General features: G+C 71.1%; 18 protein-coding genes and 1 pseudogene. 9 read left to right on the forward strand and 10 right to left on the reverse strand.

Annotated features, from left to right (window positions below):
• Positions 1-125 precede the first annotated feature (125 nt).
• The 3 genes and pseudogenes from Afe05nite_RS02785 to Afe05nite_RS02795 form a co-directional block, all read right to left on the reverse strand.
• Positions 126-1,742, reverse strand: coding sequence for a TldD/PmbA family protein (locus tag Afe05nite_RS02785; RefSeq protein WP_203815349.1), 1,617 nt, complete (start codon positions 1,740-1,742; stop codon positions 126-128).
• Positions 1,739-3,166 (reverse strand): TldD/PmbA family protein, encoded by a 1,428-nt coding sequence (locus Afe05nite_RS02790; RefSeq protein ID WP_203815350.1) that lies wholly within the window; start codon positions 3,164-3,166, stop codon positions 1,739-1,741. Before Afe05nite_RS02790 ends, Afe05nite_RS02785 begins: the two co-directional genes overlap by 4 nt.
• Before the next feature lie 9 nt (positions 3,167-3,175).
• Positions 3,176-5,112 (reverse strand): annotated as a pseudogene (locus Afe05nite_RS02795) (S9 family peptidase).
• 154 nt (positions 5,113-5,266) lie between these two features.
• Between Afe05nite_RS02795 and mshB the strand changes: the two are divergent.
• The 3 genes from mshB (at position 5,267) to Afe05nite_RS02810 (ending at position 7,227) form a co-directional block, all read left to right on the forward strand.
• A complete protein-coding gene (gene mshB, locus Afe05nite_RS02800; protein WP_203815352.1) occupies positions 5,267-6,169 on the forward strand; it encodes an N-acetyl-1-D-myo-inositol-2-amino-2-deoxy-alpha-D-glucopyranoside deacetylase in 903 nt (300 codons plus the stop codon).
• A complete protein-coding gene (locus Afe05nite_RS02805; protein WP_203815353.1) occupies positions 6,166-6,627 on the forward strand; it encodes a hypothetical protein in 462 nt (153 codons plus the stop codon). The genes mshB and Afe05nite_RS02805 overlap by 4 nt, the downstream gene beginning before the upstream one ends.
• Positions 6,628-6,756: 129 nt before the next feature.
• Positions 6,757-7,227, forward strand: a complete 471-nt coding sequence (locus Afe05nite_RS02810) for a hypothetical protein (protein WP_203815354.1) — start codon at positions 6,757-6,759, stop codon at positions 7,225-7,227.
• Here the strand turns inward: Afe05nite_RS02810 and Afe05nite_RS02815 are convergent.
• On the reverse strand, positions 7,224-8,189 hold the full coding sequence (locus Afe05nite_RS02815) for a GNAT family N-acetyltransferase (protein WP_203815355.1): 966 nt from the start codon (positions 8,187-8,189) through the stop codon (positions 7,224-7,226). The two genes, Afe05nite_RS02810 and Afe05nite_RS02815, sit on opposite strands and share 4 nt — an antisense overlap.
• Before the next feature lie 82 nt (positions 8,190-8,271).
• Here Afe05nite_RS02815 and fdxA point away from each other — a divergent pair, with 82 nt between their 5' ends.
• The 5 genes from fdxA (at position 8,272) to Afe05nite_RS02840 (ending at position 12,485) form a co-directional block, all read left to right on the forward strand.
• Positions 8,272-8,595 carry a ferredoxin gene (gene fdxA / locus Afe05nite_RS02820; protein WP_239117504.1) on the forward strand — a complete coding sequence of 108 codons (324 nt, stop codon included), beginning with the start codon at positions 8,272-8,274 and terminating at the stop codon, positions 8,593-8,595.
• Positions 8,592-9,683: a succinyldiaminopimelate transaminase gene (gene dapC / locus Afe05nite_RS02825; protein WP_239117538.1), complete on the forward strand. Its 1,092-nt coding sequence runs from the start codon at positions 8,592-8,594 to the stop codon at positions 9,681-9,683. The genes fdxA and dapC overlap by 4 nt, the downstream gene beginning before the upstream one ends.
• A gap of 135 nt (positions 9,684-9,818) precedes the next feature.
• The gene (locus tag Afe05nite_RS02830; protein WP_203815357.1) at positions 9,819-10,391 is read left to right on the forward strand and encodes a hypothetical protein; all 573 of its coding nucleotides are present in this window, start codon (positions 9,819-9,821) and stop codon (positions 10,389-10,391) included.
• A gap of 9 nt (positions 10,392-10,400) precedes the next feature.
• Complete coding sequence (locus Afe05nite_RS02835) at positions 10,401-11,036, forward strand: SIMPL domain-containing protein (protein WP_203815358.1); 636 nt, start codon at positions 10,401-10,403, stop codon at positions 11,034-11,036.
• Between the two features lie 57 nt (positions 11,037-11,093).
• On the forward strand, positions 11,094-12,485 hold the full coding sequence (locus tag Afe05nite_RS02840; RefSeq protein ID WP_203815359.1) for a DUF4407 domain-containing protein: 1,392 nt from the start codon (positions 11,094-11,096) through the stop codon (positions 12,483-12,485).
• Here Afe05nite_RS02840 and Afe05nite_RS02845 read toward each other — a convergent pair.
• From Afe05nite_RS02845 to Afe05nite_RS02865, 5 genes are all read right to left on the reverse strand, one after another.
• The gene (locus Afe05nite_RS02845; protein ID WP_203815360.1) at positions 12,482-13,075 is read right to left on the reverse strand and encodes a hypothetical protein; all 594 of its coding nucleotides are present in this window, start codon (positions 13,073-13,075) and stop codon (positions 12,482-12,484) included. The genes Afe05nite_RS02840 and Afe05nite_RS02845 overlap by 4 nt on opposite strands.
• Before the next feature lie 516 nt (positions 13,076-13,591).
• The gene (locus tag Afe05nite_RS02850) at positions 13,592-14,299 is read right to left on the reverse strand and encodes a carbon-nitrogen hydrolase family protein (protein WP_203815361.1); all 708 of its coding nucleotides are present in this window, start codon (positions 14,297-14,299) and stop codon (positions 13,592-13,594) included.
• Between the two features lie 22 nt (positions 14,300-14,321).
• Positions 14,322-15,053, reverse strand: a complete 732-nt coding sequence (locus Afe05nite_RS02855) for a class I SAM-dependent methyltransferase (protein WP_203815362.1) — start codon at positions 15,051-15,053, stop codon at positions 14,322-14,324.
• Between the two features lie 100 nt (positions 15,054-15,153).
• Positions 15,154-16,194, reverse strand: coding sequence for a DNA polymerase III subunit beta family protein (locus tag Afe05nite_RS02860; protein WP_203815363.1), 1,041 nt, complete (start codon positions 16,192-16,194; stop codon positions 15,154-15,156).
• 46 nt (positions 16,195-16,240) lie between these two features.
• A complete protein-coding gene (locus tag Afe05nite_RS02865) occupies positions 16,241-16,837 on the reverse strand; it encodes a LysE/ArgO family amino acid transporter (RefSeq protein ID WP_203815364.1) in 597 nt (198 codons plus the stop codon).
• 71 nt (positions 16,838-16,908) lie between these two features.
• Here Afe05nite_RS02865 and Afe05nite_RS02870 point away from each other — a divergent pair, with 71 nt between their 5' ends.
• Positions 16,909-17,760 (forward strand): LysR family transcriptional regulator ArgP, encoded by an 852-nt coding sequence (locus tag Afe05nite_RS02870; protein WP_203815365.1) that lies wholly within the window; start codon positions 16,909-16,911, stop codon positions 17,758-17,760.
• Between the two features lie 13 nt (positions 17,761-17,773).
• Here the strand turns inward: Afe05nite_RS02870 and dapD are convergent, their stop codons facing one another.
• Positions 17,774-18,721, reverse strand: a complete 948-nt coding sequence (dapD, locus tag Afe05nite_RS02875; protein WP_239117505.1) for a 2,3,4,5-tetrahydropyridine-2,6-dicarboxylate N-succinyltransferase — start codon at positions 18,719-18,721, stop codon at positions 17,774-17,776.
• Positions 18,722-18,749: the final 28 nt, after the last annotated feature.

The following is an 18,749-nucleotide window of genomic DNA, read 5'->3' on the forward strand; positions in this document are numbered from 1 at the left end:
CCGAGCCCATGAACAGGACCGAGCCCTGAACAGAACCGAGCCCTGAGTAAAGAGGAACGCGAAGGGCCCCGACAACAGCGGTGCGGACGCCGGCTGCCGTGGAGGAGGGCAGCCGGCGTCGACGGTCAGCCGGAGGCGTTGCCGGTGAGGTTCCAGCTGGCCAGGTGCAAGGCGGGGGCGGCGAAGCGGATGCCGGGGAAGTTGTCGGGGAGCAGGACGGTTTCGCTGCCGATGCCGCGCACCGCGCCGATGCCCAGCGCCTGGGGATAGGACTGGGTGAAGCGCATATTGCTGACGGCGGCGGTCACCTCGCCGTCCTCGACGAGCCAGACGCCGTTGCGGGTCAGGCCGGTGATGATGAGGCTCTTCTGGTCGAGGACCCGGGTGTACCAGAAGTCGGTGATCAGCAGGCCGCGCTCCATGCGGGCGACCAGCGGGCGGGCCGACTCGGCGGTGGGGCCGGCCGGGTCGGTCGCTGGGCCGGGGGTCGAGGTCTGGGCGCGCGGAGAGGTCTGGGCACGCGGAGAGGTCTGGGCGCGCGGAGAGGTCTGGGCCCGGGAAGAGGTCTGGGACTGGGTCTGCGAAGAGCTCTGCGACGAGGCCTGGGACTGGGTTTGGGAAGAGGCCGGGGCTGGGAGGGGAGTGGTGCCGGGCGGCGATGCTTCCAGGCGTAGGTGGGTGGTCATCGGGCCCCACGTGCTGGAGGACTCGGAGGCGTGACCGGTTGACTGGGTGCCCACCTCGGCGGCTGAGCGGCGGTCGTGGGCCACCGCCTTGGTGACGCCGTCGCGGACCAGGACCAGGGACTGGCGGGGCGTGCCCTCGACGTCAAAGGGGAGGCCGGGGGCGGGCTCGCCGCGGCTGCCGAGGGGGTCGTCCACGATGGTCACGGACGGGTCGAACTGTTCGACGCCGAGGTCGGCGAAGGACTGCTTCTGCGCGAACGTCTTGCCGTTGAAGCCGAAGTAGGCGAAGTTGCCGAGAATGTCGGCGACCGCCGTGGGCTCCAGCACCACCTCGTAACGGCCGGGTGGCAGCTCGACCGGGCGCTGACCGGCTCGGGCCTTGGCCGCGGCCCGCGCGCCGAGCACCGAGCCGTCGAGGTCGGCGAGTCGGCCGGCGGCCAGCCGGGCGACGCCGTCGGAGCCGTCCAGCCGGGCGATGCCGTCCATCGCGGCGTCGGCGGTGCGGCCCTCGACGGCCTGGCCGGCCGTGTTGGCGAACGCCGCGGAGGTGTAGACGGTGCGGCAGAAGCCGGCCGTCTCGAGACCGTCGGCGGCCCGCACGAAGTCGCGCACCCGTTCGGCCCGTTCGGCCGGGGTGGCCCGCGCGGTCGCCTCGTCGAAACCGAAGTCGAGGCCGGACCGGGGCCCGGAGCCATGGTAGCCGGCCGAGTGGTGCAGCGGGGTCGGCGCGGTGAGGCCGGGCCACGTCGGGTCGGCCGGGCTGACCCGGACCGCCGCGATCGTGCGCTCGACCAGGGTGTGCAGGCCGTCCGGCCCGGTGAGCGTGGTGGAGGCGCTCGCCGTGCGGCCGTCGAGGTGCAGCCGCAGCCGCACCGAGGTGGTCGCCTCGGCCACGTTCTGATGGATGGCCGAGTTGGCGAACCGGGTCAGGGCCTGGGCGTCGTGCTGCACCATGACCTCGGCCGCGGCGGCCGGGCCGGCCGCCGCGCGGACCAGTTCGATGACCCGGGCGGCCAGTTCCAGTTCGGCGCCCGTGCGGGCGATGTCGATGCTCATCCGCGCACCCCCACGCGTACGTTGGTGAAGCGAGCCGGGGCCGCCGAATGGGCGGTGTGACCGACCTGGCCGGGTTGGCCCTTGCCGCAGTTCGGAATGCCGACCGGGGTGATCTCGGACGACAGCATGTCCATCGACTGCCAGAACTTCGGGCCGATGCCGGTGTATGTCGGGTTGCGCAGCATGCGGCCGCGCTTGCCGTTCTTGATCTCGTAGCCGATCTCGCACCCGAACTGGAAGTTGAGCCGGCGGTCGTCGATCGACCAGGACCGGTTGGTCTCCATGTAGATGCCGTCGTCGGTGGCCGCGATGATCTCGTCGAGGGTGTGCGGACCGGGCTCGAGGCCGACGTTCGTCATCCGCACCATCGGCAGCCGGGCCCATCCGTCGGAGCGGACGCTGCCGGCGTAGTCGAGCCCGGCGACCGCGGCCGAGTCGCGCCCGGCCAGCACCCCCACCCAGATGCCGTCGCGCACCGCGTCACGCTTGGCGGCGGGCGTGCCCTCGTCGTCGTAGCCGAAGCTGCCGAGGGCGCCGGGGATGGTCGGGTCGATCGTGATGTTCATCAGCTCGGAGCCGTATCGCAGCGAGCCCAGCTTTTCCAGGTCGAGCCAGCTCGTGCCGGCGAACGCGGCCTCCCAGCCGAGGATGCGGTCGAGCTCGATGGCGTGCCCGACCGACTCGTGGATCTGCAGCGCGAGCTGGTCGGCTGCCAGGATCAGCGAGGTCTCGCCGGGCGGGCAGACCGGCGCGGTCAACAGGGCGCGCGCCTCCTCGGCCATCCGCGGTGCGTTGGCCACCAGGTCGAGTTCCTCGATCAGCTCCCAGCCACGGGTGCCGTATTGCTGCCCGTAGGACCGGCGCTGCACCTCGCCGTCGCCGAGCACGCTGGCGATCACGCCGCCGCCGCACTCGCGGATGTGCTGGTCGATGCGGTGGCCGTCGCTGGAGACGAACCACTTGCGGGTGTCCCAGTTGGCGTAGTGCGCCTCGGCCTGGTCGGCGCCCGCCTCCTTGGCCGCGGTGGTGGCCCGCACCATCAGGTCACCCTTGTCGGCCAGCGGCACCGCCAACGGGTCGATGCGGCAGTCACTGGCCCAGCTGCCGCCACCGGCCCCGGCCGGCACCAGGTCGATCGGCGGCCCCGGCACGCCGGCGCTGGCCGCCGCGATCTGGGCCGCGCGCCGCCCGGCGGCGCGGGCGGCCGCGTCGGACAGGTCGGGCACCGCATAGAAGCCCCAGCTCGAGCCGACCAGGGCTCGAACGCCGAGACCGGCGCTCTCATCGGAACTGAGATCCTCGACATCCCCGTTACGGGCGCTCATCGACTCGGTGCGGCGCAGCATGATCCGCGCATCGGCATAACGCGCCCCGGCGTCCAGGGCGGCCTGCACCGCCGAGTACGCCTCATCGAAGTGGCTCATGTACCGACCCTAGGGGACCGGTACGACAATTCTCAGACCGGCGGAAGCAACTCTTCCGGATCGATGGTGGCGATGATCGGCTCGGTGAGGCGCAGGATCTCCCCGGCCTTGGTGGCCGACTCCTCCTGGTAGGTGCCGTCGACCAGCCGGTGGAGCTGAACTGTGCGGGCCGTGGGGTCGAACTATTGCGTGCCTGCGGTTCGCAGGAAGGCCAGCTCTTCGTCGAGTGTGGCCGCCGGGACCGAGTCGAAACCGGGCAGCGTCGCACCCACCAGCAGCAGGGGCCGGTCGCGGTCGGACTGGGCGGCGGCCTCGAGCAGGCTGTGGTGGGCGTAGACGTCGGCCACGTCGAGTCGATCGCCCAGGTAGCGCTCGGCGAACGGGGCCGGCAACTCGGCCCAGTCGGTCACCGGCCGGCGGGCCACGGCCCGGTGGAAGACCTCGGGCCGGCGCAGCACCGCCATCGCCGCGAGCCAGCCACCGAGCCCGCTGCCGAGCACCGACACCGACGAGAGGTCCAGGTCGGGATGCTTGCCGAGCAGCACGTGCAGGGCGTCGGCGTGATCGGTCAGGGCCACGTCCACGAGGCGCCGGTGCACGACCTTCTCGAAGCTGGGCGCGACCCCCGGCGTACCCCGGCTGTCGACACTGACGACGGCGAAGCCGGAGTCGGCCCACCACTGCCGTTCCTGCCACGCGGCCGGGTCCGAGATCACCTGCTGATGGCCGGGGCCGTCGCCAAGGGTGACCAGTACCGGGATCTTCGATCCGCCCACGAAGCCGGCCGGGTAGAGCACGGCGGCGGGCAGTCGCCGGTCGGTGACGCGTTCGAAGGTCGGGCGCGGGTGGTAGGGCAGGGGTGCGGCGAAGTTACCGAGCGTGGCGACGCGGGCCTCGCCTCGCCACACGGTGTCGTCGACGACGAGTACGTCGCCGCCGGCGACGGCCCGATGCCAGCCGGGGGTCAAGCTGATCTTGCGGGCTTCCGCTCCGCCGCCGCCGCCGAGGGAGGTACGCACCCGGAAGACCGACTGGGTCGCCGGGTCGCCGTCGGTGCCCACGACCACGAGATCGGGCGCGCCGGACGGGGTGCCCTGACGCGGGAGCGTGCCGATGACCTGCCGGACGTAGAGGCCGGGTGGGGTGAGCAGGCTGCCGTCGGCGAACAGGCAGCGGGCGTCGAACCCGTCGTGGGCGAGTTCACCGCCGACCAGCACCCGGCCGTCCGGCAGATGGCGCGGGGTGCCGTCGACCGGCTCGACCCAGCGGGCGTCGGCCAGTTCGGCGTGCACCTGGGTCTCGCCGGTGCGCGGGTCGATGGCCAGCACCAGGCCATGCTGCTGGAGCCGGCGGAGCACGGTGATCAGCGGTCCACCGCCCTCGGCCCAGCGCACGTTGACCACATAGGGATAGGTCTCCCGGTCCCAGTGCACGTCCACCCAGCCCTCGTTGAGGTCGAGCAGGTGCAGGCTGGTCGCCGCGGCGGTGCGGGCGGCCAGGATCTGGTTTCCGTCGGGTGACCACCACCAGCCGCGCCGCCGGCCGAACTGGACCGCCGCCGGGTCGGGCACGCCCCAGGAGATGAGCCCGCCGTGCTCGCGCCAGGCGGTGCCGGGCTCGCCGGCCATCAACCGGTCGCCGCCGGGGCCGACCACCCGCAGCGCGGCCGAGCCGCCCGGCGTCACGTAGCCGATGTTGCGGCCGATCGGGTCGGGCCGGGGGTCCGACACCGGTTCATCGGTCGCCACCTCGGTGACGGTTCCGTCGATCAGGTCGGCGCGGAACAGGCGGCCGTCGCGGGCGAAGGCGGCGACGCGGGCGTCGCGATCAACGGCGTACGCGTCGATCGGTCCTTCGGCGATCTTGATTTCCGAAGCCAGGGGCACATTCAAGAGCCAGAGTGCCGGGTACGGGTCCTCGGGGCCGGCCGAGCGCAGGAACGTCACCCGGCTGCCGTCGCCGCCGACCGTGACGTCGCGCGGGGCTCCGTAGCTGAAGTGACCGGTGCGACCGGCGAGTCCGGGGTAGTCCACTGGTCCAGCATCGCTGATCACGACGCCGTTGTGCCGGGCAAACCGGCAGCCCGGCTAAAGTGGCGCGGTGACTGATGCCCTGCCCGCACGCCGTCTGCTGCTGGTGCACGCCCATCCCGACGACGAGGTCACCGGCACCGGTGCCACGATGGCCCACTACGCCTCGACCGGCGCCCACGTGACGCTCGTGACCTGCACTCTCGGCGAGGAGGGTGAGATCCACGTGCCGGCGCTGGCCCAGCTCGAGGCCCGGCAGGCCGACCAGCTCGGCGGCTACCGCCTGGTCGAGCTGTCCCGGGCCTGCGCCGCGCTCGGCGTCACCGACCACCGCTTCCTCGGCGGGCCGGGGCGCTACCGCGACTCCGGCATGATGGGGCTGCCGACCAACGAGCACCCGCGGGCGTTCTGGCAGGCCGACCTCGACGAGGCGGCCGGCCTGCTGCTCGAGGTCATCAAGGAGGTCCGGCCGCAGGTCATGATCACCTATGACGCGAACGGCTTCTACGGTCATCCCGACCACATCCAGGCGCACCGGGTGGCGATGCGGGCGGCCGAGCTGGCCGGCGCCGACGGGCCGGCGAAGATCTACTGGACGGCCATGCCGCTGAGCGTGCTGCGCGAGGGCATGGAGGCGTTCCGCGAGCTCGACGACAACCCGTTCGCGGACGTCGAGAAGGTGGAGGATCTTCCGTTCGGGCACAGCGACGAGGAGATCGCGGCCCGGATGGACGGCACCGACCACTACGACCGGAAGGTCGCGGCGATGCGCGCGCACGCCACCCAGATCCCCGACAACTCCTGGTTGTACGGCATCGCCGGGGACTTCGGCGGCGAGTTCATGGGCGTCGAGTACTTCCTGCTGGCCAAGGGCGAGCGCGGTCCCGGCGAGGGTCCGCACGACTGGGAGAACGACCTGTTCAGCGGCCTGAGCCTGGGCGAGCCGACGGCCGCGGAGGCGGCCGCGATATGACCGAGGTCCAAGCCCCCGCTCCGCGGCGGAAGTGGAGCTGGGAGCCGGTGATCGTCATCGGTGGCATCGTCGTCTCGATCCTGGCCGCCTTCGTCACCGGCGTGCTCGAGGTCCTGCTGACCCCGCTGCGCGCGGGGGACGTGCTGACGATCTGGCGCGGGGAGGCGATCGGTTCCGGCGGCGGCCCGCCGATCGGGCTGGCCATCCTGCTGGCGGTGGTGGCCAACTACGCGATCGCCTGGTTCGCCGTGAGCACTACCGCCAAGCGCTGGTCGCTCGGGCCGCCGTGGGCGCTCTGGACGATCCTGATGCTGTTCGCGGCCGGGACCCGAAGGAGCGAGGGTGACTACCTGATCGGCGGCAACGACTGGATCGCTCTGGTGACGATCCTGCTCGGCAGCCTGGCGTACGCGATCTTCTCGTACCGAATGATCTTGAAGGGTTTTGCCCGGAACTGACAGCGGACTGCCAGGGTTCGTGGCCGAGCACAGGGCGCGTCATCCGCGAAGATGACCGGCGGATCGAACACCGGGGGTTCGCCCGGAGTTACGATCCCGAGCCACGAGTTCCTGTTCCGGGGAGGACGCATGAGGCAGCAGCGCTGGTTCCCGCCCGTGTCGCTGGCGGTCGGGTTGTTCGCGATAAACGTGGTGGCCCGCCTGGTCATCCGCCTCGGGTTCAACGGCGACGACACGGCGGGCGACCGCGCGACGCTCGTCATGTTCGCGGTGCTCGGCCTGACCTTCGCGGTCTGGACGTTCCTGGCCTGCCAGCGCAAGCGCCCGAGCGCCTGGCTGCTGCCCGACCTGGTCTTCGGCGCCGTCGGCGGCCTTCTCCTGACCGTCCTGGTCGGACCGTTCATCAGTGGCAACGAGCCGTTCCAGGCCGGCGCCGGCGACTTCTTCGCCCAGGTCTGGCTCTACGCCGGCTTCGCGATCGTCGGCACGCTCATCGGCTACTGGCTGGCTGTCGCGCTCGGACGTGACTACCGCTCGCGTTCGCTGAAGGCCTACACCGAGCGCACCCGGGCCAAGCCGCGCAAGGTCGTCCGCCGCTAGCCGGTCGGCGCCTCGCGCGTCAGATAGGTGTGGTGGGTCGTGAAGCCGATCCGACCGTAGAGGCCGACGGCGGCAGTGTTGCGCTCCTCCACCTGAAGGTAGGCCCGGGTGCTTCCGCGCTGTGCCGCCCACTGCGCCAGGCCGCGCATCACCTGCTGGGCGATGCCGCGCCGGCGCGCGGCCGGAGCCGTCTGCAGCAGCGAGATGCCGAGCCACCGGTCGGGGCCGGTGACCGCGCCGCGGGCCACCGCGAGGAGGCTGCCGTCGGCGTCGCGGACATGGGCGAAGACCACTTCCGGTACGCCGGTGAGAATGCGCACGGCGGTCGGCGGCAGGGTGCCCTTGTGCTCGGCCACCATCGCGAACCAGTCGTCGCCGGGCGAGTCGGCCAACTCCACCGGGGGCAGCTCGGCGCGCGGCTCGATCCTGCCGAGCAACGGCCCGAGCAGGGCGGTCTGCACCAGGGTGAGCGGGCGGGCGGTCCAGCCGCGGGCATCGAGGGCGGCGTTCACCGGGGCGGCGAGCGGCATCGGTGCGTTGATCAACGGTCGCTGGCCATGTGCTTCGTACCACTGGACGACGGCGTCGATCGCGGCCTCGAGGGTGCGGTCGGGGTCGCCGACGGCAAGCGCCGAGTTGGCCCGGCCGGTCCAGTTGCCGGCCGCCCGCAGGATCCAGTGGCCGAGCCGGGACTGGACCGGGGCCGGCCAGGCATGGTTCGCGGCGAGCTCCAGAGCGACCACATCCGCAGCTGGGGGCCGGCGCGCCGGAGGCACCCGCTTGGCCCGGTGCACCTCGTGCAGCGGGACGCGGAGCGTGCCCTTGGAGGTGGCGATTGTGAGATCGGTCTCGGTCAGGTCGACGAGCTCCCCGAGAGCATCCGAATACAGGGTCCGATCCTGGGAAACGCCTACAATCCGACGCACTACTACCCGGTGTCCCACATCCTGTCGACGGAGCACGTGTCACCTCCTTCGGCGGAGATACTAGGCTCTGCATTTGTCGCCGACTGTTCTCGCGGCGTGGCTTTGGAGGGAAAGACCCGTGACCTACATCATCGCTGAGCCGTGCGTCGATGTGCTCGACAAGGCATGCATCGAGGAATGCCCGGTCGACTGCATCTACGAAGGCAACCGGATGCTCTACATCCACCCCGATGAATGCGTTGACTGCGGGGCCTGCGAGCCGGTCTGCCCCGTGGAGGCGATCTTCTACGAGGACGACGTCCCGGAGCAGTGGAAGGACTACACCAACGCGAACTACGAGTTCTTCGAGGATCTCGGTTCGCCCGGTGGTGCTTCCAAGCTCGGCAAGGTCGACAAGGACGCTTCGTTCGTGGTGCAGCAGCCGCCCCGAGGCGAGCACTGAGCGCTCTCGCGTCGGCTCTGCCGGACTTCCCCTGGGACCTCCTGGAGCCGGCGAAGGCGAAGGCCGCGGCACATCCGGGCGGGATCGTCGACCTGTCGGTCGGCACCCCGGTCGATCCGGTGCCCGCGCTGATCCGCCGGGCCCTCGCCGAGGAGTCCGACACGCCGGGCTACCCGCTGACCGCGGGCACTCCGGCGTTGCGGGCGGCGATCACCGGCTGGCTCACTCGCACCACCGGCGCGTCCGGCGATTTCGGGGTGCTGCCCACGATCGGTTCCAAGGAGCTCGTCGCCTGGCTGCCCACGCTGCTCGGCGTGGGGCCGGGCGACATCGTGGTCATCCCGTCGGTCTGTTACCCGACCTATGAGGTGGGTGCGCTGCTGGCGGGCGCGACCGTGGTGCGCTCCGACTCGCTGACCGCGGTCGGCCCCAGCCCTCGGGTCAAGCTGATCTGGGTCAACTCGCCGTCCAACCCGACCGGCCGGGTGCTGCCGGCCGAGCACCTGCGCAAGGTGGTCGACTGGGCCCGCGAGCGGGGCGCGGTGGTGGCCAGCGACGAGTGCTACCTCGCGCTGGGCTGGGAGACGCACCCGGTGTCGGTGCTGTCCGACGCGGTGACGGCCGGCGACTACACGGGCGTCCTGTCCGTGCACTCCCTGTCGAAGCGCTCCAACCTGGCCGGTTATCGCGCCGGGTTCCTCGGTGGCGATCCAGCGTTGATCGCCGGGCTGCTCGCCGTCCGCAAGCACGCCGGCATGATCCTCCCGGCGCCGGTGCAGGCGGCGATGGTCGCGGCGCTGGGCGACGAGACCCACGTGGTGGAGCAGCGCGAGCGATACCGGGCGCGCCGCGACACGCTGCGGACAGCTCTCACCAAGGCGGGTTTCGAGATCACCAACTCGGAGGCCGGCCTCTACCTGTGGGCGAGTCGCGGCGAGGAGTGCTGGCAGACCGTCGACTGGCTCGCCGAGCGGGGCATCCTGGCCGCTCCCGGCGCCTTCTACGGCCCGGCCGCGGCGCAGCACGTACGCATCGCGCTGACCGCCACCGACGAGCGGGTGGCCGCCGCGGTGACCCGACTTATCTGACACTTCGGTCCTCTCCCGACATTCCCGAAACGCCGCCGCAACGGCGAGGAGTTGGCACGATCTTCGCGGCCTGGGGGTCGTCTGCGTGCCCACCGTGGGTTACTCTCAGTGCCGCTGAGATCGGGGGGATCTTCGGTGTTTCCGTCTGTCCAATCAGAACGTGACGATGCGCGGGTCGGGGACGCGCACCGCTTCGCATCCGAGGTCGAACGGTTGGCGGTGCTGGCATTCGGGGGAGGCCGGCCGCTGCGACTCGACCGCATCACCGGGTCGGACCGCACCGGCACGGCGTTTGCCGTGGTCGATGCGTTCGGCCGGTTTGTCGACGTCGGTCTGCACCCGGGCTGGTGGACCGCACTGGGTCCGTCGGGGGTGGCGTCCGGCCTGCTCGAGGCGCTTTCCGCGGCGCGGCTGAAGGCTGCCATCGTGCCGTTGATTCTGCGTCGCCTCGACTACTCCAAGTCACCAATAGATGTCATGGGGCAACATACGCCCGGTAACGACGCGCTCCTTGAGGGTATTGCCGAGGCGCGTCGCTCCATCGATGCCGAACAGGTGGCGGCCCGGATCGTCACCGGCCGGCACACGCTGTTCCGCCTGCACGTACGGGGTGGCCGGATCGACCGGGCGGAGGCGGCGCCCGGCCTTACCGCCGACGACACCGATGCGCTGGTGGCCGACGCGCGGGAGGCTCTGGCGGGGCGCTAGCGTCAGGGGATGCAGCCGACGATCGTAGTGCGCGGTGAGTCGATCAGTGAGGTCCCGCCCGAGCAGGCCGTCTTCTCCGTCACGGTGACGGCTCGCGGCCGGGACAAAGACACGGTGCTCACCCAACTGACCGAGCGGGCGGCGGTGCTGCGCGCGGCACTGGACGGCTACGGCGAGGCGATCGAGCGCCGGGAGACCGGCGGAGTGCACGTGTTTCCCGAGTTCAAGCGGGGCACCGACCGCCCGGCTGGGTGGACCGGAAACGTCGACACGACGGTGACAGTGACCGACTTCACGGCGCTCGGGGAGATGCTGCCCCGGTTGGCCGGCCTGGATCAGGTGGCGATCGCCGGCCCGTGGTGGCAGCTGCGGCCGGGCAGCACCGCGAGCTCCGAGGTGCGCCGGGCCGCGATCGCCGACGCGCTCGACCGGGCCCGCGAATACGCGGCGGCGGTCGGCAGCACGATCGACCGGCTCGTGGAGATCTCCGACGAGATCGGCGGGGGCGGCGGTTTCCACTCCAAGGCGGCTCGTGCGGCGATGGCGGCCGACACGGCCGGCCTCGAGCTGGATCCACAGGTGCAGACGGTGCAGGCGTCGGTGATCGTCCGGGTAACTATCACCGATCCCGACCTGTCCTTATAAACAAGTAAAATTCGGTTTTGTCCGCGAAGTCCGGCCTGATCGGCAAGACTCGGCACCATGCCGAACGGTCGTCGAGACGTCCTGCTGAAGGTGGCGAACGTCAATCCGGACAGTGTGAGCACGCACACCGACCGGGTCCTCTACTCCGCCATCGGCGTGTTCGTCCTGCTGTACTTCGTGTACGCCACCGTCGGCGGTGCCGCGTTCATCGACGCCAGCTCCAACTACCAGCAGCCGTGGTACCGCTGGCTGGTCGGCCCGATGATCGCGGCCGGGGTGGTCGCCTACGACCGGGCGGTGATCGGCCGAGTCGGGATCAGCTACGACAAGCTGGAGTCCACCGACCCGCACGAGTTCCTCCGCAAGCCGACCGTCGGCCTCTACCTGGGCCGGCTGGGCCTCGCCGTGCTCTTCGCGGTGCTGATCACCGAGCCGTTGATGCTCGCCCGCTACCAGGGTGAGATCGACGCCCGGCTCAACGTGATGCACAACGAGCAGCTCAACGAGATCGACCGGCACGGCGTGGTCGGCACCTGGACGGCCCGGCTCAACCAGCTCAAGCAGGAGGCGGCGGCCGACGACGCGGTCGTCCGCGACCTCACCGAACGGGCCGCGCAGAAACGTCGTGACGCCCGCACCATGTACCAGCAGGCGATCGACGACTCGGCCGGCGACGGGGTCTCCCGCAACACCGGCTGCCCGCACGGCGGTTACTGCGATCAGCTGGTGCGGCGCTCCCGAAGCCTCGACGACCAGGCCGCGGTGCTCGACCAGCAGGCCGGGACCCTTCTCGACACGCAGCGGTCGGCCCGCGACGCCCGGGCCACCGAACAGGCCGAGCTCACCCGGCAGATCGCTGAGCAGCGGCAGACCAACCACGACGCGGTGCGGGCCGACGCCGGCTTCGGGGCCCGTACGGCCGCCATGTGGTACCTGGTGACCAGCGACTTCTGGGGCGTCGGCGTCTTCTACCTGGGCATCACGCTGCTGCTGGTGGCCCTGGACTGTGCCGCGGTCGGGCTCAAGTTCGCCTCCCGGGGCAACGCGTACGAGCGCAACGAGGCCCGCATCGCCCGCCGCCGGGAGCACGAGGCGGCCCTGCTGCACGAGCGGGAGATCGAGGACGCGCGCACCTACAGCCTGGCGATGGCCAAGGTCGTGACGGACGGCATCCAGACCGCGATCCACGACGAGAAGGTCGCCCGGGAAGCGGCCGAGCGGGCCGGTGCGGTGCTGTTCACCTCGGTGGCGCTGCCGGAGGCGGTACGCAAGCTGACCGCGCACCGGGGCCGGCACTACCGGCCCGTGCACGGCGAGTTGCTGGGCACCGACGACGAGAACGAGCCGATGCGCAACGGCCGGCACCGCCGGTCGATCCGTACCCCGGTGATCATCGACGGGGAGCCGACCGTCCTTCCGGCAAACGGGCGGCACTACCGCCCGCTCTAGCCGAGCGCCTCCAGGCGTACGCCGGCGGCCTCGAGCGGAACCGTGAAGGTGGCGCCGTCGCAGGTCCGGCCGGAGTCGGTACGCATGGTCAGCGCCCCCGGGATGGTGAACGCGCCGATCGTGTTGCGGGGCACCTCCCACGAAACCGGGAAGTGGCTGCGGGTGACCCGCACCCGGCAGCCCGCGTTCCGATGCTCGGCGTCGGCCGCGACCTTCGCGGCACCGGGGGTGACCGAGGTGATCCGGATCGGGAAGTCGTAGTCGTTGGTCACCGTCACGGTGAGCGCGCCGGCCTGCCCGCGCAGCAGTGGACGGTTGAGGTCGGAGCGCGCCCGCAGCAGCAGCTCGATCGAGGTCTCGCTGCCCGGGGGTCCGGTCTCCGAGCCGGTGGTCCGCCAGTACACCCAGGCCGCGGCGGCGTTCACCACGACCGCAGCGACGGCGGCGGCGGACAGGATTCGCCGGGTGTGGCTGTCAAGCCGGCGCCTCCGCTGATCACCGGGCCGGACCTCCCAGGTCGGCTCCTCGTGGTCGGCCGGGCGCAACTCGATGTGCCCCGACGGGTCCGGTTCGCTGCTGAGCGTTCGCATGCGGACGCGTTCCTCCTGCTCCTCGGACCGACTGGGACTGGTTGTTTCAACGTTCCCCGACGACCACCGGTAGTGCGATCGGGATTCCGTTCGCCGTTGTACGCGGATATATCGCACAGGTGGGACTATCCGGCTTAACTCCAATGGGGGACGCCATTCTCACCCCCGTTGATCAGCGCGAACGCTTTATCCCGGGTAACTCGGAAAGCTGTATTCGTCCATCGCCCCGGAGCCTGAGGAAACAACCACGGCCGCTCGGCCTAATCCGTACGCGCCGAAGGAATAGATCGCGCCGCGAGCGGCCGGACCGAAAAGGCCACGCGCAGTTATGCCGGTCTTCGCGATATAACCGTCGGCATGGCCCTCGTCTTCGGTGAGGTGGCCTCGACCTACGACGACGCGCGCCCCGGCTACCCGGACGTGCCCGCCACCCTGGACGAGCTGGGCACGCTGCTCGACGGCTTCGGCGGCGAGTCGACCCTCGACCTGCGGACCACCGTGGTTCTCGCCCGGGGCCTAAACGCAGGCCAGCGACCCGGCCACCATGGTGGCGCGGGCGATCTCACCGGCTGTCCGACTGGCCCGGGCGGCAACGGTGCCGTCCGGCGCCCAGATCCCGGAACGTCCGGCGGTCTCGGTGTAACCGCCACCGGTCGGCCCGGCGAAGGAGGCGAACGCCACCCACACCGAGTGCTCCGCCGTGATGCGCTCGGCCCGCTGCGCCGCCACCACCGCGTCGGCCGGCGAGTCGAGCACCCCGGCCACGTACGCGTCGATGCCCAGCGCCGCCGTGTCCGCGATGTGTTCGGCGATGCCGGTCTCCCGGCAGATCCCCAGACCGAGGCGCCACCCGTCGATCTCGAGAACCTCCGGGCCGGGGCCGGGACGGAACGGCTCGCCGCTGGGATGCGGGTACTGCTTGCGGTAGGCGACCCGGACACCCTCCCGATCGACCGCGAGCATCGCGATGTGCGGACCCTCGACCGGCGCCCCCACCAGGGCGACCGTGTCGGTGGCGGCGCAGGCGGCGACGAGCGGCGCGAGGCGGGGATCGTCGGGGGCGATCAGCGCCGCGTCCATCTCGTAACCGGTGAGGGAGAGCTCGGGGAAGACGACCACCCGGGCCGACGCGGCGCGCACGGCGGAGGCGTGGACCAGGGCGTTGGCGGCGACATCGTGGGGAGTTACGCGAGGTTGGGCGACGGCGATGATGAGGGAGCGCATGGGGGATTAACTCCTAAGGTGGCTAACCGCGGACTGCTTGAACCAGGAAGCGGTGGGTGGTGACGGTGAGCTCGCCGTGCAACCGGATGAACAGGCCGAGGCGGTCGAGCGCCTGGGCGTACCGCTGTGGGTTGAAGTCTCGGACCTGCCAGGGCAGGTCGCGCAGTTGCCGGACCACGGAGCCGACGTCGCGGAACGCGACGGCCGGGCGCTCCTCGCGCACGTCGGTGACCTCGAGCCCGGCCGCCTCGAGAGAGGCGACCGCGACGTCGGCGTTCCACCGGCGGGGGTAGGCCGGTGGTGCGCCGAGCGCCGTGTTGAGGCCGGCCAGGTCGTCGCTGCCGACCTGCTGGCTGAGGAGCGTGCCGCCGGGGCGGAGCAGCCGGAAGATGTCGGGCGCGGGCAGGCGCCCATGCCGGCTGAGGACGACGTCGAACTCGTCCTCCCCGCCGGGTAGTTCGGTCAGGACCGGCACGCCGTAGGGGGCGAGCCGGTCCCGGGCGACAGCGGTGTTGCGGGTCCAGCTCTCCACCGCGACGGTGTGCGGCGGGAGCGGAGCCAGCTCGGCGAGCAGTTCGCCGTTGCCGGTGTCGAGGTCGAGCAGGGACTCGGTGCGGCGCAGGAGGGCGCGGGCAAGATCGGGGTATGACCAGCTCGCCTCGCCGAGCCGCCCGTCCAGCCAGGCAAACTCCCAGCCGGTGGCGCGCTCGCCGAGGGCGTCGGCCGACCCGCTGTACTGCTGCCCGCTGCGCACCTGCTGACCGTAACCAGCCAAGCTGTGCAACAGGCAGGGGTGTGACCTGTCTCAAGCCTGAAACATGGTTACGGTATGGCATCTACGCCCGATCGAGTGGTCAGTCGCGCACCGGCATCAGGATCGAGAAGCGGGAGTCGTTGCCCGCGACCCGCAGCGCGAGCGGCTTGATCGGCCCGTCCAGTTCCAGCACGAGCTGCCCCGGACCGCCGGCATCGATCGCTTGCAGCAGGAACTCCCGGTTTACCGCGACATGCCGCTCGGCGGCCTGCGTCCACTCGCTCTCGGCTGCCAGGCGGAGGCTTCCGGCCTGGTCAACCCCCAAGATCGCGACATCGTACGGGGTTCCGTGGTGCTCCCGGTGCACAAGCGGCGCGGCCGTCAGCAACTCCCGCAAGCGCGCGGTGTCGATGGTCACCCGCGTCGCCGGCTCGTCGAGCTCGACCAGACGGCGGTAGTCGGGGAAGTCGACCGGCAGCGGCTTGCCGTCGACGACCCGGCCGCCGGTCTCGGCCCGGATCGCGTCGCCGGCCAACTCCAGCACGACCTCACCGGCACCGGAGGACAGCAGCTCGTCGACGAACGACACCGGCAACGACAGCCGCACGGGCGGCCCCTCGACATCGGCCGGCACGGTGGCGAGCGCCATCCGGAACCGGTCGGTCGCGACCAGGGTCAGTCCGCGATCGCCGGTCTCGAACAGGACGCCGGGCAACAGGCCGGCCGGGTCGGCGGCGGCGAAGCGCACGGCGTGGAGGCCCGCAGCGAGTGCGGCGGCGGGCAGCGTGATGCGTGTCATGAGTTTCTCCTCCAGGTCAAGCAGGGCATGGATGCGCAGAAGCTCACGCTTGGCGTCGGCCAGACCGTCCTCGAGCCGCCGACGATGCTCGTCGAGCCGGCGGCGAACCGAATCCGGTCTGTTGCTCAGTTCCTGGACCGCCAGCGCGATCTCCGCGACCGGCATGCCCACTCGGCGCAGCCCGGCGATCAACCGGGCCGCCCGAAGCTGTTCGGCGCTGTATCGGCGATAGCCGGTGGCCGCGTCCACCTCGGCCGGCACCAGCACGCCGGCACCGTCGTAGAACCGCAGCGCACTCACCGACAGCCCACTGGCCCGAGCCATCTCGCCGATGCCGCGCATGTCTCCTCGCACCCCGCTGACCTTGGTGTCTCAACCTGGTCGAGAGTCAACCAAGGAGGAGGCTGAGCGCAATGCCCGCCATGACCACCGCGATCAGGCCGTCGAGAACCCGCCAGGCAGCCGGCCGGGAGAGCAGCGGAGCCAGCCGGTGCGCCCCCGCGCCCAGAGCGGTGAACCAGACCAGGCTGGCCGCGGCCGCACCCAGCCCGAAGATCCAGCGATGCGGGTGCCGCTGCGCGACCGAGCCGAGCAACAGCACCGTGTCGAGGTAGACGTGCGGGTTGAGGTAGGTCAGGGCCAGGCAGGTGAGCACCGTCGCGCCGAGCGTGGCCGGCGCGCGGTCGGCCGGCTGCAGCTGGGCGGGACGCATCGCCCGGCGGGCCGCCATGATCGCGTAGGCCGTCAGGAAAGCGGCTCCGACCCAGCGGATCAGCGTGACCGCGTCGGGGCGTGCGGTGACCACGGCGCCGAGGCCGCCGATGCCGACCAGGATCAGGAACAGGTCGGACAGGGCGCAGACGGCCACGACGGCGACCACGTGCTCGCGACGCAGCCCCTGCCGCAGGACGAACGCATTCTGCGCGCCGATCGCGATGATCAGGACGGCGGAGGCGGCGAACCCGGCGAGGGCGGAGGTGAGCACGGATTCGAGGCTAGGCGGTGCTCGAGGCGTACTCCAGCTAAAGATTTTGGGGATGAGTTAGATTTTCTTACGTGGATCAGGTGCAGTTGACGACTTTCCAGGCCGTGGTGGAGACCGGAAGCTTCGAGGCCGCCGCCCGCCAGTTGCACGTCACGCCGTCGGCGGTGAGCCAGCGGATCAAGGCCCTGGAGAGCGCGGTCGGCCAGGTGCTCGTCCGGCGGGCGAAACCGTGCGTGGCGACGACGGCGGGGGAGGCACTGGTCCGGTTCGCCGGGCAGGTCGCGCTGCTGGAGCGCGAGGCGCTCGCCCAGGCCCGTGACCGCGCCCGCGTCTCGATCGTGGTCAACGCCGACTCGCTCTACCTGTGGTTCCTGCCGGCCCTGGCGGCGGTGCCCGGTCCGATGTACGAGTTGCACACCGACGACCAGGACTACACCGCCGACCGGCTGCGATCCGGCACAGCGATGGCGGCGGTGACCGCCGAGCACGTCCCGGTGCAAGGCTGCCGGATCGAAGCACTCGGCTCGATGCGCTACCTCGCGGTCGGCCCGTCGACCGACCTGTCGGACCTGGCGATGATCGTCTACAACCGCAAGGACCAGTTGCAGCACCGCTTCCTGGCCTCGATCCGCCGCCGGATCGATCCGCCCATCCATTACGTGCCCGCCGCGGCGTCCTTCGTCGACGCCATCCGATTCGGATTGGGCTGGGGCATGGTGCCGGAGCCGATCGCCCGAAAGGACATCGCCCTGGGCCACTACGTCGAAATAGCGCCCGGCACACATCTGGACGTGCCGCTCTATTGGCAATACTGGAAAATCGACTCGACGGTTCTGAAGGACCTGACCGCGGCCGTCAAATCAGCCGCCGCGCAGTTCCTCGACCGGCCCGCTCCCGACCCCCGGGCCGGAATCGCGGAGTAGCACGCGGTGGGCCTCAGTCGTTGGCGTGCAGGGCGGCGTTCAGCTCGATGCCCTGGCCCTGACGCGGCTTGGCCTCCAGGGCGCCGGTCACCGAGTTCTGCCAGAAGAGCAGGTTGTCCTGGCCGGAGAGCTCACGTGCCTTGACCACCCGGCCGTCCGGCAGGGTGACCTTGGAGCCGGCGGTGATGTAGATGCCGGCCGCCACCACGCAGTCGTCGCCGAGGGAGATGCCGATGCCGGCGTTGGCGCCGAGCAGGCTGCGCTCGCCGATGCTGACCCGGTCCTTCCCGCCGCCGGAGAGTGTGCCCATGATGGACGAACCGCCGCCGATGTCGGAACCGTCGCCCACCACGACGCCCTGCACGATGCGGCCCTCGACCATCGAGGTGCCGAGCGTGCCGGCGTTGAAGTTGACGAAGCCCTCGTGCATGACGGTGGTGCCGGCGGCCAGGTGGGCGCCGAGGCGCACCCGGTCGGCGTCGGCGATCCGCACGCCGGAGGGGACGACGTAATCGGTCATCCGCGGGAACTTGTCGACGCCGTAGACGGCCAGGTGACGGCCGCCGGCGCGCTCGATCAGGCGCAACTCGTCGACCCGGTCGGCGGGGCACGGGCCGGCCGAGGTCCAGGCCACGTTGGCCAGCGAGCCGAAGATGCCGTCCAGGTTCATCGCGTTGGGCCGGACCAGCCGGTGGGACAGCAGATGGAGGCGGAGGTAGGCGTCGGTGGCGTCCTTGATCGGGTCGACGAGCGAGCCGATCGTGACGCGGGCCTCAACCGTGGACAGGCCCGGAAGCGCACGCGGGCCGGTCAGCCCGGCCGGCAGCACCGGCGGCTCGGCCGGCGTCTCGCCCAGACCGAGGAAGCCCTCGGGGAACCAGGTGTCGAGCACCTGCCCGTCGGTCGTGACGGTCGCGAGGCCGATGCCCCACGCGGGCGAGGTCGAGATCACGGTGTCCACGCCGGGAACCCTACTGGTAACTGGCGGG

This window comes from Paractinoplanes ferrugineus, assembly GCF_016862195.1.
In the GTDB taxonomy this organism is placed as follows: Bacteria; Actinomycetota; Actinomycetes; order Mycobacteriales; family Micromonosporaceae; genus Actinoplanes; species Actinoplanes ferrugineus.